Source organism: Cupriavidus phytohabitans, assembly GCF_017815025.1.
Taxonomy (GTDB): domain Bacteria; phylum Pseudomonadota; class Gammaproteobacteria; order Burkholderiales; family Burkholderiaceae; genus Cupriavidus.
In genome coordinates this window covers 1-13,719 of record NZ_JAGIQB010000035.1, presented here as the reverse complement: position 1 = coordinate 13,719, position 13,719 = coordinate 1, and the positions used below count along the sequence as shown (strand labels likewise).

The window sequence follows — 13,719 nt, the reverse complement described above, 5'->3', positions numbered from 1 at the left end:
CATGGCACGTATCCTGATCCTGCTGGCCGTGGTGCTGGGCGTCTTCTGGTGGCTGCGCGCCCGCGCCGAAGCGCGGCTGGCGCAGCAACGCGCGCGGCAGCAAGCCAGCGAAGCCGCCGCGCGCGCCCACGCCAATGCCGGCCAGCCCGCCGACGCTGAACCGATGGTCCAGTGCGCCCAATGCGGCGTACACCTGCCGATGGGCGAAGCCATCGCCTGGCGCGGCCTGCACTACTGCCGCCGCAGCCACCTGCCTGACGAGGCCAGCCACACCGACGGCGGCGGCGCGCGCCCATGACCGAACCGGCGCCGTCAGGCTGGCAGCGGCTGAACGCCTGGCGCGGCCTGGCGCAGCTGTGGCGTCAGCCTGAACCGCCCGAATTCCACTGGCGCCTGCTGCGCTATTTCTGCTGGACCCGTGTGGCCGTGGGTCTGCTGCTGCTTGGCTATGCGCTGATGCGGCGCGGCGAGCCCGCGCCGGCGCCATTGCCGCCATTGCCGCCATTGCCGCCATTGCCGCCGTTGCCGCCGTTGCCGCATTCGTTGCTGCCGGATCTGCCATTCGGGCTGGCCGGTGTCGAGCATGCGGCGGCCATGACGGTCGCCGTGCCTTACCTTGGCATTGCGCTGGCGATGCTCGCCGGCACACTCTGGCGCCGCCATTTCCACCTGCGCGTGCGCGTGCAGGTGCTGGCTGACCTGGCGCTGCTGGCGCTGGTGTTCCACGCCATGGGCCACCCGGGCAGCCAGGGCCAGGCCGACGGCCTCGCCATGATCTTCCTGCTGCCCGCGCTCGAAGCCGGTGCGCTCACCAGCCTGCCGTTCGCGCTCTTTGCCGCGTCGATCTCCGCGCTGGTGGTGATGGGCGGCCCTTTCATGCACACCATCCTGCTGCGTCAGGCCGATGCCGGGCTGCTGGGTTCGGGACTGTTCGGGCTGGTGTTCATGATCGCGGCGCTGCTGATGTACATGCTGGCCAACCGCCAGCTCGCGCAGGAGCGGCTGGCGCTGGCGCGCGAGCAGGAATTGCGGATGCAGCAGCTGGTCAACCGGCTGATGGTCAACGACATGCAGGACGGCGTGATGCTGGTGCGCGCCAACGGCGCCGTGGTGGCGGCGAACCCGGCGGCGGTGGTGCTGTTGGGCGTGCAGGCGCATGAGCGCATCTATTCGCGCCGGCTGGGTGCGCCGGCGGGGCAGGGCCGCGATGGCGACACCGTGCTGTTCGACCTGCGCCGCATCCCGCGCCTGCAGCCGCTGATGGAAATGCTGCGCGACTGGCTGCGCAGCAAGGACGACGTGCCGCGCATCCTGCAATTGCTGCCGATGGCGTCCGGCACCGCCCTGGCCGACGGCACCATGCAGCACACCCGGCTGCGGCTGCGTTTCGTGCTGCCGGGGCTGGCGGGATTGCGCTCGACGCTGGCGCACGGGCGCACCGTGCCGTCGCAACTCGATACCGCCGCCTGGAACGAACTGTCCCCCGAGGCCGCCGCCCGCCTGCGCCTGGCCATCGCGCAGAACGAGGCCATGGCCTGGTCGCAGGAAGACGAAGCGCTGCTGCGCAGCGAGATGCGTGACACCGTGCTGGTCCATATCGAAAGCTGGGAGCGCATCGCCGAACAGGTGCAGCAGGAAAAGCTGGCCGCGATGGGCCGGCTGGTGGCCAGCATCGCGCACCAGATCCGCAACCCGCTGGCGGCCATCAGCCAGGCCAGCGAGCTGCTGGCCGACTCCGCGCGCCAGGGGCCTGCAGCGGCGGATCGTTCAGACAACACCGGCGGCGCCGATGTCGATATCGATGCGCGCCTGCTGCGCATCATCCACGACAACGTGCGCCGGCTCGACCAGGTGGTGTCCGATGTGCTGCAGATGTCGCGCCGCCCGCGCACCGGCCGCAGCACCGTGCACCTGGCGCAGGCGCTGCCCGAGATCGTCGAGCGCTGGCGCCTGGAAATGCGTTCGCGCCGTCCACACGCCGGCGAGACCCGACCGGCCGGCCGCGCCGACATCAACGCCAACGCCATCCGCCTGACCGTGGACGTGGCCCAGCCGGTGGTGTTCGACGCCGCGCAGCTGCAGCAGGTGCTGGGCAACCTGCTCGACAACGCCTGGCGCTACTGCAGCCGGCTGCCGGGCTCGATCCGGCTGCTGGCGCACGCGCTGGACCAGCACCATGCCGAGCTGATCGTCTGGAACGACGGCGCCGAGGTCTCGCGCGAGCACCAGCGCAGCCTGTTCGAGCCTTTCTTCACCAGCAACGCCCAGGGCACCGGCCTGGGCCTGTTCATGGCGCGCGAGCTGTGCGGCGCCAACGACGCGCAGGTGCGCTACGGCGCGGTCTCGGTGCCGGCGCTGATCGAGCGCACCGGCGTGCTGGCCGCGGCCGCGCGCGATACACTGCCGGCCAAGGCCTTCGTGCTGACGCTGCGCATCGAGACCGCCGATGCGGCCGTCGCATGAACGGCGTCCGCCCATCCACACCCACCGCCATGCCACCCCGAACGCCCGATCCCATTCTCGTCATCGACGACGAGGCCGACCTGCGCGAGCTGCTCGACATCTCCATCCGGCGCATGGGCCATGACGTGGTGCTGGCAGGCTCGCTGGCCGAGGCGCGGCAAAAGCTGGCGCAGGGCCGCTACAGCCTGGTGCTGACCGACATGCGGCTGGGAGACGGCCTGGGCATCGAGATCGTGCGGCAGCTGTCGGCCGCGCCCGAACGCATCCCGGTGGCGGTCATCACCGCTTACGGCAGCGCCGACAACGCCGTCGAGGCGCTCAAGGCCGGCGCCTTCGACTACATCGCCAAGCCGGTCTCGCTGGAGCAGTTGCGCAGCCTGGTGCTCAACGCGCTCGGCCGCCAGCAGCGCGACAGCACCGAAGCCGATGCCGGCGGCAGCGCCGGCGCGGATGCCGCCGCCGACCGGGCCGCGGCGTTGCTGCCCGGCCATTCCGCCGCCATGCACGAGGTGCGCCGCTCGCTGTCGCGGCTGGCGCGCAGCATGGCCCCGGTGGTCATCAGCGGCGAATCCGGCAGTGGCAAGGAGCGCGCCGCGCGCGCCATCCACGCGATCAGCGCGCGCGCCTCGCACCCGTTTATCGCGGTCAACTGCGGCGCCATCCCCGAGACGCTGATGGAGTCGGAGTTCTTCGGCCACGTCAAAGGCGCCTTCACCGGCGCCGATGGCGAGCGCGGCGGTTTTTTCCACGCCGCCAACGGCGGCACGCTGCTGCTCGACGAGGTGGCCGACCTGCCGCTGGCCATGCAGGTCAAGCTGCTGCGCGCGCTGCAGGAGCGCCGCGTGCGCAAGATCGGCGCCAGCCGTGAAGACGCCGTCGACGTGCGCGTGATGTGCGCCAGCCACAAGGACCTGGCCGCGATGGTCGCCGCCGGCCAGTTCCGCCAGGACCTGTATTACCGCCTGAACGTGCTGGCGCTGCGCATGCCCACGCTGCGCGAGCGCGGCGAAGACATCCCGGTGCTGGCGCGCGCCATCCTGGACCACCTGGCCGTGCGCTACGGCGACCCCCATCCCAAGCGCCTGGCGCCGGCCGCGCTGGAACAGCTGGCCGCCTACCGCTTCCCCGGCAACGTCCGCGAGCTGGAGAACCTGCTCGAGCGCGCCTACGCCTTTGCCGAGAGCGAGCAGATCGAGGTGGCCGACCTCGGCTCGCTGGATGCCGGCGCGCCCGGCGCCGGGCTGACGGCGCCCGCGCCCGCGATGGCGTCACCGTTGCCTGCGACCCAGTACGCCCCCTGGGGCGCACCGGGAGTGTGGGCGCCGATGCCGCCCGCGGCGACGCCCGCGCCCGCGATAGTGGCCGAACCCGCTGCCGCGCCACAGCCCGCCTCACAGCCCGCCGCACCGTCCACCGCCCAGCCCGAGCCCGCCGGTGATGCCACCGAGCGCGCCTGCCGCGGCATCGTCTTCCCGATCGACCTGCCGGCCCGGCTCGAAGCCGTCGAGCGCGAGCTGATCCTGCAGGCGCTGGCGCAGACCAATTTCAACCGCACCGCCGCCGCGCCGCTGCTGGGCCTGAACCTGCGCCAACTGCGCTACCGCATCCAGCAGCTGGGCATCCGCGAAGCCATGGACGCCGCCGACCGCGGCGTGGCCGAGAACGCCGGCGACGGCACGGGCGAGGGCACGCCATGACCACGCCCAGTCAGCCCAACCTGCCCGCGTCCGCGCAGGCTTTCCTGCCCGACGCCGGCGGCTGGGTGCCCGCCGCCCGCCGCGTGCCGTCGCCCAATTTCGACCAGCGCCCGCCGGGCATGCCGGTGGACCTGGTGGTGCTGCACAACATCAGCCTGCCGCCCGGCCAGTTCGGCAGCGGCGACATCGAGGCGTTCTTCCAGAACCGGCTCGACCCGGACAAGCATCCGTTCTTCGCCACCATCCATCAGGTCCAGGTGTCCGCGCACTTCCTGGTGACGAGGCAGGGCGAGCTGGTGCAGTTCGTGCCGTGCACGCAGCGGGCCTGGCATGCCGGCCAGTCGGACTTCTTTGGCCGCACGCGCTGCAACGACTTCTCGATCGGCATCGAGATCGAGGGTTGCGACGACCTGCCGTTCACCTCCGCCCAATACGACACCGTGGCCGCGCTAGTGCCGGCCCTGATGGCGGCCTACCCGGTACGGGCGATCGCCGGCCACAGCGACATTGCTCCGGGACGCAAGACCGATCCTGGCCCGCATTTCGACTGGGACCGCTTCGCCGCCAGTGCAGCCGTGCCGCAAGGCATGTTGCCCTATCGGCACCCCTGCGCGTGATCCGTTCGTAACGTCATTCCCTGCGGTCGTGCGCCCAGTCGTGCGCCCCATTCCGGCGCACATGCCCCAAGCAGATTAGGGGCTATCGCATGCTCGCAACAATCAAAAAAATTTTTGTGAAATGTGCAGTTGCGAATGGTTTCTCTGAAACCCTTGTGTGCACTAGGCTCCCGGGCATGTGGCGCTGCCGCACCCGCCAGCTTCGCCCGGAAACGACCCCGAAATAGCGGTTGTCAAGACTGGTCATTCGGATTCGTTTCACTATACTTAGCCCAGTTTTCAGCAGCACCCACTATATCTAGTAGTCAAACCGGGGAGCTGGCCCAAGTGTGAGGTGGCGGTTGTGCAGTGAGTGCAACCCGTCAGGAAACCTCCGCAAGGCTGGCGAATCACAAAGAGTCCCTGGCGAAATGTTCACGCAGAGGCAGTTTGTCCGTGCGCGGTCACACCGAAACGGATCCTTCTTTCCGCCGCATTTCGCCAGGGACTCTTTTGTCTCTTATATCCAGGCTAAAAACAGGACTTCACATGCAAACGGCCCAGAACGAACTCACCACGGGTAGCGCCGCCGCAGGCGTTGCCAACCAGGCACCGAACGCACAGCAGACCTCCAGCGCCGCTTCCACCAACTACCCGGATCACAAGATCATCCGTCGTAATGGCGCCGTGGTGGCGTTCGAGCCGTCCAAGATCGCCGTGGCCATGACCAAGGCCTTTCTCGCCGTCAACGGCGGGCAGGGCGCCGCATCCGCGCGCGTGCGCGAGATCGTCGAGCAGCTGACCGACAACGTCGTGCGCGCACTGGTGCGCAGCCGCCCGAGCGGCGGCGCCATCCACATCGAAGACGTGCAGGACCACGTGGAACTGGCGCTGATGCGCTCGGGCGAGCATGAAGTGGCCCGCGCCTACGTGCTCTACCGCGAAAAGCGCAAGGCCGAGCGCGCCAGCGCCAGCGCCGAGGCCGTGGCCCGCGTGCAGGAAGCCGGTGTCAACATCAACGTGACCGATGCCGGCGTGAGCAAGCCGCTCGACATCGTCGCGCTGCACGCCCTGCTCGACAACGCCTGCGCCGGCCTGGGCAAGGCCGTCAGCGCCGAGCCGATCCTCAAGGAAACGCTCAAGAACCTGTACGAAGGCGTGCCGATGACGCAGGTGTACGACTCCGCCATCCTGGCCGCGCGTACCCTGATCGAAAAGGACCCGGACTACAGCCAGGTCACCGCCCGTATCCTGCTGCACACCATCCGCAAGGAAATCCTGGGCGCCGAAGTGACGCAGGCCGAAATGACCACGCGTTACGCCGAGTACTTCCCGAAATTCATCGCGCGCGGCATCAAGGCCGAGCTGCTGGACGAGAAGCTGGCCACCTTCGACCTGGCCCGCCTGGGCGCCGCGCTGGACGCCGGCCGCGACTTCCAGTTCAACTACCTGGGCCTGCAGACGCTGTATGACCGCTACTTCCTGCACATCGACGAGACCCGCATCGAGATGCCGCAGGCATTCTTCATGCGCGTCGCCATGGGCCTGGCCCTCAACGAAACCGATCGCGAAGCGCGCGCCATCGAGTTCTACCAGCTGCTGTCGTCGTTCGACTTCATGTCGTCCACGCCGACCCTGTTCAACTCGGGCACCCAGCGCTCGCAGCTGTCGTCGTGCTACCTGACCACCGTCTCGGACGACCTGGAAGGCATCTACGAAGCGCTCAAGGAAAACGCGCTGCTGTCCAAGTTTGCCGGCGGCCTGGGCAATGACTGGACCAACGTGCGCGCGCTCGGCTCGCACATCAAGGGCACCAACGGCAAGTCGCAAGGCGTCGTGCCCTTCCTCAAGGTGGTAAACGACACCGCCGTGGCAGTGAACCAGGGCGGCAAGCGCAAGGGCGCCGTCTGCGCTTACCTGGAAACGTGGCACCTGGATATCGAAGAATTCCTGGAGCTGCGCAAGAACACCGGCGACGACCGCCGCCGTACCCACGACATGAACACGGCCAACTGGATTCCGGACCTGTTCATGAAGCGCGTGATGGAAAACGGCGAATGGACGCTGTTCTCGCCGTCCACCTGCCCGGACCTGCACGACAAGGTCGGCAAGGCGTTCGAGCAGGCCTACCTCGGCTACGAAGCCAAGGCCGCCAGCGGCGAACTGAAGCTGTTCAAGAAGGTTCCGGCCATGCAGCTCTGGCGCAAGATGCTGGGCATGCTGTTCGAAACCGGCCACCCGTGGATCACCTTCAAGGATCCGTGCAACATCCGCAGCCCGCAGCAGCACGTCGGCGTCGTCCACAGCTCCAACCTGTGCACGGAAATCACGCTGAACACCAATGACAGCGAGATCGCCGTCTGCAACCTGGGCTCGGTCAACCTGGTCGCCCACCTGGCCAAGCAGGCCGATGGCTCGTACGTGCTCGACCACGCCAAGTTGCAGAAGACCATCCGCACCGCCATGCGGATGCTCGACAACGTCATCGACATCAACTACTACGCTGTCGAAAAGGCCCGCAACTCCAACCTACGCCACCGTCCGGTCGGCATGGGCATCATGGGCTTCCAGGACTGCCTGCACGTGCTGCGCACGCCGTACGCCAGCGACGCCGCGGTGAAGTTCGCCGACAGCTCGATGGAAGCCGTGTGCTACTACGCCTACCAGGCCTCCACCGAGCTGGCCGAAGAGCGTGGCCGCTACGAGACCTACACCGGCTCGCTGTGGGACCGCGGCATCCTGCCGCAGGACTCGCTCAAGCTGCTGGCCGAAGAGCGCGGCGGCTACCTGGACGTGGACCTGTCGAGCAGCATGGACTGGGACAGCCTGCGCGCCCGCATCAAGCAGCACGGCATGCGCAACTCGAACTGCATCGCGATCGCGCCGACCGCCACGATCTCGAACATCATCGGCGTGTCCGCGTGCATCGAGCCGACGTTCCAGAACCTGTACGTCAAGTCGAACCTGTCGGGCGAGTTCACCGTGGTCAATGACTACCTGGTGCGCGACCTGAAGGAACGCGGCCTGTGGGACGAAGTGATGGTCGCCGACCTGAAGTACTTCGACGGCTCGCTGTCGCGCATCGACCGCATTCCGCAAGACCTGCGCGACATCTACGCCACCGCGTTCGAAGTCGAGCCGACCTGGCTGGTCGAAGCCGCCAGCCGCCGCCAGAAGTGGATCGACCAGGCCCAGTCCCTGAACATCTACATGGCCGGCGCCTCGGGCAAGAAGCTGGACGACACCTACAAGCTGGCCTGGCTGCGCGGCCTGAAGACCACGTACTACCTGCGCACCATGGCTGCCACGCACGTGGAGAAGTCCACCGTGTCGCGCGGCTCGCTGAACGCGGTGTCGTCGGGTAGCGACAGCGGCTCCGCCATGGACGCCGCTGCCGCATCGGCCCCGGCCATGCCGGAAGCCGAAGGCGCGGTCTGCACGATGCGCCCGGGCGACCCTGGCTTTGAAGAGTGCGAAGCCTGCCAATAAGGCAAAAAACACTAGAAAGCAAAAAACCACCCCCTGTTTGCTCCCCTCTCCCGCATGCGGGAGAGGGGCGGGGGTGAGGGCCGGCGCATCAACGAAGTGAAGCGTCAAACCTGACCAACGACCGCGCCCCCCAAACCGAATCACGGAGAACAACATCATGCTGAGCTGGGACGACGACGTTCAAGCCACCCCGCAGGCCGCACCGCAGCCTGCCCTGCAACCCGCTGCATCGGCTGCCACCGCTGACCAGCAAGGCGTCCTGCCGCCGAGCGCCACGCAAGCCGGCATCCTGGGCAACAACCCCAACGCCGCCGCCGCGCAAAGCAACCGCCGCGTCAACGCCGCCGACAAGCGCGTCATCAACGGCTCGACCGACGTCAACCAGCTCGTCCCGTTCAAGTACAAGTGGGCGTGGGAAAAGTACCTGGCCGGCTGCGCCAATCACTGGATGCCGCAGGAAATCAACATGTCGCGCGACATCGCGACGTGGAAAGACCCCAACGGCCTGACCGAAGACGAGCGCCGCATCATCAAGCGCAACCTCGGCTTCTTCGTCACCGCCGACTCGCTGGCCGCCAACAACATCGTGCTGGGCACCTACCGCCAGATCACCGCGCCGGAATGCCGCCAGTACCTGCTGCGCCAGGCCTTTGAAGAGGCCATCCACACGCACGCCTACCAGTACATCGTCGAATCGCTGGGCCTGAACGAAGCCGAGATCTTCAACGCGTACCACGAAGTGCAATCGATCCGCGACAAGGACGAGTTCCTGATCCCGTTCATCGACACGCTGACCGATCCGTCATTCAAGACCGGCACGCCGGAAAATGACCAGAAGCTGCTGAAGTCGCTGATCGTGTTCGCCTGCATCATGGAAGGGCTGTTCTTCTATGTGGGCTTCACGCAGATTTTGGCGATGGGGCGGCAGAACAAGATGACTGGGGCTGCGGAGCAGTATCAGTACATCCTGCGGGATGAGTCGCTGCACTGCAATTTTGGGATTGATCTGATTAATCAGATCAAGCTGGAGAATCCGCATCTTTGGACGGCGGAGTTTAAGGCTGAGATTACTGAGTTGTTCAAGAAGGCTGTTGATCTTGAATATCGTTATGCTGAGGACACCATGCCGCGTGGCGTGCTGGGGCTGAATGCGCCGATGTTCAAGTCTTACCTGCGGTTCATCTGCAATCGTCGGTGCCAGCAGATTGGGTTGGATCAGCTGTTCCCGAATGAGGAGAACCCGTTCCCGTGGATGAGTGAGATGATTGATTTGAAGAAGGAGCGGAACTTCTTTGAGACTCGGGTTATTGAGTATCAGACGGGTGGGGCGTTGAGCTGGGATTGAGGAAGAAGAAGCAAGCAGTTTGTCCAAATTCGTCGTAAAAAAGGGAGCCGAGAGGCTCCCTTTTTTCATATTTGGCATGCTCTCTACCGCTTTCGGGGGATGACCAATTCGATCGAGGAGTGGAAAAATGTTACGTACCGGAGTTCAATTATAGGTTCATTTTTCCGCGAGGCAGATTGTGCGAAGGCGGCCATGGTGAGCGCCCTTGCCGATGCCCGGCGCGCCATGCCGTCCGCTACGCTGATCGAAGCGGTTCCCGATCTGGTGGGACTTACCGATATCGCCGATGCCGTCGGCATGTCCCGCCAGAACATGCGCAAGTTGATGATCGGCTATCCCGAGTCTTTCCCGGCGCCGGTGCATGAAGGCAGCACCACACTCCGGCACTTGCTGGATGTGCTGATATGGCTGGATCAGCGCGATTACAGCATTGACCCGATCCTGTTGGATGTCGCCGGCACGGCCATGCAATTCAATCTTGTCCGTTGCGCCAGTCAGGTGGTGCCTGCCATGGCGCGGGAGTTTCGGGCGCTGGTGGGGTAACGGCAACGCACTGGAAGTCACACGATTGTTCGATAGCCGGGGCGGGCGAGCGAATCGAACATCAGGTACGGGCAGACGAAGCCGCCAAAGTTCGCAAGGCAGTTGATCGCGCCGATGCACGCCGTGGCCGTCGTCCCGCCGAGCATGCCGTCGGCAACGTTTGCATGACCGGCGAGAAGCTGATGATCCTTGCCTGGTCACCCCGTGGTGTTCGCAACGCTCAGAGAATGCTCTTGGACCCTGCCGTTCGCGACGCGATATACGCGATCTGCCGCCTGGACCAGCGAATGGCGATGCGTAACCACTATCACCGTTGGTACCCGTTGCCGGACACGTGCGAAGATTCGCGCCTCGCGTTCTGGATCGAGCGAGGATGTGGGTTCATCCAGAATGATGACCGCCGGGCGGCGCGCGAGCGCACGGCCCAGCGCGACACGCTGGCGTTCCCCACCTGACAGGGCCCTGCCTTGAATGCCCAGCGGTCGATCCAGGATATCGCCGTTTCCGTCTGCGGCGATCTCATGCAGTTCAAGCAACGCAACGAGTTCGTGCAGCTTGTGGTCTGACGGCGGGTTGTCACAGCCGTAGGTCAGATTCGTCCTGAGTGAGCCGGTGAGGATCATCGGCGCCTGAGGCGCGACAGCGACTTCGCCAGCGATATCGCTGATGGACAGCTTGCCGACGTCCGCGCCAAAAAGGTAAACAGTGCCAGCTGCGGGGCGGGCGAGTCCGAGCATCAATTGGACCAGGCTCGATTTGCCCGCCCCCGATGGCCCGGTGAGCGCGACAAGCTCGCCCTGCCTGATAGTGATGTTCACGCGGCGCAAAATCTGCTTCTGGCCTTGTGTGACAACTGCGTGCTCGATGCGAAAGACTTCGTTCGCCGTCCGATCCATATGCAGGCTAGATTCTCCGCGCTCGACTGGTAGCTCCAGAAGCCCAAAGCTCTCGCGTAACGCGAGATGGTTGCGGCGCAAATCGGACAGCGATCCCGCAAGGGTAGTGAAAGGTATCGCCAGTGTCACGATGTAGCCAACAATCATGACGAAGTCGCCTGCGCGGAATGTCGAATGGATGGCGCCATATGCGGTCGTCACCGTGAAGAGCGTGAGCAAAAGGCCGGTGCAGATGGCTTGCGTCGCAAGCAGAAGTGCGAGCCGGGTGTTTCCGTGGGTCAATTTGCCGATATAGACATCAAGCGTGCGGTGCAACGCGGCATCCTCTCTCGCGTACGCGTTGTTGAGTTTGATGTCGAGCATGAAGCCGAGCTTTTCAACAAGATGGCTCGACAGCAGGTCGGCACCGCTGAAGATCTCCTCATGAGCGCTCTTGCTTTTGTCCGCGAGGAACCATGTCGCGGCGAAGAGAAGCAACATGGATACGGCAAATCCTAGAGCGAACGCGCCGTCGGTCAATTGCCACAGAACGACGCTGGACAGTATCAGCTGGAGAACAGTCGGGACTATTGCCCAGAACACAGCAAACGTGATTGCACTGAAAGCTGCACGACTTCGTGCGATGACTGAAACCAGGCTGCCCGGATCTTCTGCAGTCAGGCGCGGGTAGTCAACCCTGATGAGTCTGGCAAAGATGGCGTGATGGAATGCGGCATCACATCTTGCGAGAACGGCCGCGGAAAGCATGGCTTTCAGCCAATCGAACGCGCGAGCGGTGGTCCAGGCAAGTCCATAAGCGGCTGCGAGAAGTACCGGCGAACCTGTAGCGCTATGCGGGGCTTCCACAGATAGAGCATTGGTTGCCTCACCCAAGAGGTAGGGGACTAGCGTTGACAATGCCGCGCACAGCGCTACAAACAACGTTGCGCCGCAGAAGTGGATTGGCAAGGCCGGATATTTTCTGACCGAGATTCGGTAGGCGAAGATCCAGTCCTTATACAAATCCAAAAGAAACCTCATTGTCATCACCTTCAGGTATCAAAGTCATGTGGGACTCTGGACCAGCTTGGCATCGCCATGGCTTTGCATCGCGCATGACCCTGTTACACATTTCGACGAAGTCCATGCACGAACATTTCCACGGCATAGATCCGGGTAATCTCCATCAAGCCAGCGGGATATCCCAGTGCCGCGCGCTTTATGAGCTTGCTCAAGCTGACAACGTCGAGGAGCCCGGCAGACGCCGCCCACCCCTCCAGGCATGTCTCAAGGACGTGGGCGTTGTTCACTTTGATGCCCTGCAGCGCAGAGTGCATGATGTCGCCCTTGTCTGTCCGCCAGAGAGTTACCAAGCCTGACGCACGATACACAGCCTTCCGCACACTGAGCCGATTGTGGTCGGCGGAGAAGGCTTCCTCGAGATTCATTTGCATTGCATGCTCAACAATCGGTTGAGCAAGAAAGGGCATGACAGGCCGGCCTCCTTTCGGGTAGGGCTGCACCAGCGCGTCATCAAGGACGGCCCCCAGCGCTGCGATCTGATATCGCCTGGCCGGCCTTAGTCTTAGTGTCGCGCCACGCAGTACATCGTCGTACAAGGTCGCGGGTCGCTCCCTTGGCGCTTGCTGTATAACTGTTTGAGCTTGTTGGGCGTGTGAACCACCGAGATGATCAAAGGCACCGCCGAATGCGAATTTCAGTACGCTGTATAACGGCAGACGGTAATGAATGGCAAGGTCCCTTAGCGCGGAGACGGCGCGCATCAGGTGCAGGCTCGCGGCGGCATCAACGACCACGCAGAACGGTGGTGGGGCGAGATACAGCGAATCGCCCCCGTGACCATTCAACAATATGCCGCGTTCGACGGGGATGCCCGCTTTCTCCATGTCTTGGTCGCGCGCAAGAAAGCAAAGCTTTGTAGCGGGTTGCGCGACAGCTGGGATGGCATCTATGGAAGTGAATGGCAGCTTTGCCAACAGTGGATACGCCCTATGGTTTATGCCGCAGTGCCTAGCGACATGCCGGGCGATCGCGACTTCATTGGATGACGTTCGAGTTGGATCGAAATGGGTGATTGCCAGTGTTCGCGTATTCAATTTCGCTCGCTGCAAAGCTACCGCAAGTGCGGTGGAATCCAGTCCACCAGAGAGCTCGAGAGTGATGGCATCCACGCCTCGCAACATCGAGCTGTGCACCATGGTGAGCAGATCTACGAAGTCTGCTTGATCGCGAGGTTTTCGTGAGGGCCAAGGTGACCAAGCGCGGAATAGTTCCGGAGCTGCAACGCGCTTCCAACGCAATGCGTGGCCCGGCGGGAGATGTGATACTCCTCTCCAGCCCGTTCCCGTTGATTCACCATATCCATGCGCGAGAAACTGATGCAGAAAAGAGAGATCTGGCTCACGGCAGGCGCCGCCCAACTGCGCGAAGTCGTCAATCCGGTTGCCGACGTGCAAGGTGCCGTCGGCAGCGAGGCGATAGAACACTGGATGCTGACCACAAGGATCGGCCAGGACCACAAACCTGTTCTGGAGTTTGTCGTAGACAATAATGAAGTATGGCCCCCAGAATTGCCTGCTAACGTTCTGGGGGACGGTCTGCGCTAGCTCAGCTCATGCGGTTATACACATCTTTGACCCACCGAAGCGATCCTGGCGCCCCGGAAAAGTGTTTACATTCAATGACTTGAA

General features: G+C 64.1%; 10 protein-coding genes and 1 pseudogene. 7 read left to right on the top strand and 4 right to left on the bottom strand.

The genetic code is table 11. From position 1 onward, the window contains the following. Position 1 precedes the first annotated feature (1 nt). The 7 genes from J8I34_RS22485 (at position 2) to J8I34_RS22455 (ending at position 10,133) form a co-directional block, all read left to right on the top strand. A complete protein-coding gene (locus J8I34_RS22485; RefSeq protein WP_029048104.1) occupies positions 2-298 on the top strand; it encodes a PP0621 family protein in 297 nt (98 codons plus the stop codon). Next, entirely contained in the window at positions 295-2,463 is a 2,169-nt protein-coding gene (locus J8I34_RS22480; RefSeq protein ID WP_209807065.1) for a sensor histidine kinase, read from the top strand. Before J8I34_RS22485 ends, J8I34_RS22480 begins: the two co-directional genes overlap by 4 nt. Positions 2,464-2,492: 29 nt before the next feature. Then, entirely contained in the window at positions 2,493-4,160 is a 1,668-nt protein-coding gene (locus tag J8I34_RS22475) for a sigma-54-dependent transcriptional regulator (protein WP_029048106.1), read from the top strand. After that, positions 4,157-4,777 (top strand): 1,6-anhydro-N-acetylmuramyl-L-alanine amidase AmpD, encoded by a 621-nt coding sequence (gene ampD / locus J8I34_RS22470; protein ID WP_209807064.1) that lies wholly within the window; start codon positions 4,157-4,159, stop codon positions 4,775-4,777. The genes J8I34_RS22475 and ampD overlap by 4 nt, the downstream gene beginning before the upstream one ends. 528 nt (positions 4,778-5,305) lie before the next feature. Beyond that, on the top strand, positions 5,306-8,245 hold the full coding sequence (locus tag J8I34_RS22465) for a ribonucleoside-diphosphate reductase subunit alpha (RefSeq protein WP_209807063.1): 2,940 nt from the start codon (positions 5,306-5,308) through the stop codon (positions 8,243-8,245). 157 nt (positions 8,246-8,402) lie between these two features. Further along, positions 8,403-9,590, top strand: coding sequence for a ribonucleotide-diphosphate reductase subunit beta (locus J8I34_RS22460; RefSeq protein ID WP_029048109.1), 1,188 nt, complete (start codon positions 8,403-8,405; stop codon positions 9,588-9,590). 99 nt (positions 9,591-9,689) lie between these two features. Next, positions 9,690-10,133: a DNA-binding protein gene (locus J8I34_RS22455; protein ID WP_209807062.1), complete on the top strand. Its 444-nt coding sequence runs from the start codon at positions 9,690-9,692 to the stop codon at positions 10,131-10,133. 17 nt (positions 10,134-10,150) lie between these two features. On the opposite strand, the gene J8I34_RS35275 is transcribed toward J8I34_RS22455, so the two are convergent. The 4 genes and pseudogenes from J8I34_RS35275 to J8I34_RS35740 form a co-directional block, all read right to left on the bottom strand. Continuing rightward, a complete protein-coding gene (locus J8I34_RS35275; protein ID WP_256441851.1) occupies positions 10,151-10,279 on the bottom strand; it encodes a hypothetical protein in 129 nt (42 codons plus the stop codon). Between the two features lie 51 nt (positions 10,280-10,330). Beyond that, a complete protein-coding gene (locus J8I34_RS22450; protein WP_245176078.1) occupies positions 10,331-12,049 on the bottom strand; it encodes an ATP-binding cassette domain-containing protein in 1,719 nt (572 codons plus the stop codon). Between the two features lie 83 nt (positions 12,050-12,132). Continuing rightward, entirely contained in the window at positions 12,133-13,200 is a 1,068-nt protein-coding gene (locus tag J8I34_RS22445) for an asparagine synthase-related protein (RefSeq protein ID WP_209807061.1), read from the bottom strand. 174 nt (positions 13,201-13,374) lie between these two features. Next, a pseudogene (locus J8I34_RS35740) lies at positions 13,375-13,578 on the bottom strand (hypothetical protein); the annotation flags it as partial. Positions 13,579-13,719 lie beyond the last annotated feature (141 nt).

Coding starts and splice junctions, on each gene's coding strand:
- J8I34_RS22485 (WP_029048104.1), top strand. CDS start 2: ATGGCACGTATCCTGATCCTGCTGGCCGTGGTGCTGGGCGTCTTCTGG.
- J8I34_RS22480 (WP_209807065.1), top strand. CDS start 295: ATGACCGAACCGGCGCCGTCAGGCTGGCAGCGGCTGAACGCCTGGCGC.
- J8I34_RS22475 (WP_029048106.1), top strand. CDS start 2,493: ATGCCACCCCGAACGCCCGATCCCATTCTCGTCATCGACGACGAGGCC.
- ampD (WP_209807064.1), top strand. CDS start 4,157: ATGACCACGCCCAGTCAGCCCAACCTGCCCGCGTCCGCGCAGGCTTTC.
- J8I34_RS22465 (WP_209807063.1), top strand. CDS start 5,306: ATGCAAACGGCCCAGAACGAACTCACCACGGGTAGCGCCGCCGCAGGC.
- J8I34_RS22460 (WP_029048109.1), top strand. CDS start 8,403: ATGCTGAGCTGGGACGACGACGTTCAAGCCACCCCGCAGGCCGCACCG.
- J8I34_RS22455 (WP_209807062.1), top strand. CDS start 9,690: ATGACCAATTCGATCGAGGAGTGGAAAAATGTTACGTACCGGAGTTCA.
- J8I34_RS35275 (WP_256441851.1), bottom strand. CDS start 10,279: ATGCTCGGCGGGACGACGGCCACGGCGTGCATCGGCGCGATCAACTGC.
- J8I34_RS22450 (WP_245176078.1), bottom strand. CDS start 12,049: ATGAGGTTTCTTTTGGATTTGTATAAGGACTGGATCTTCGCCTACCGA.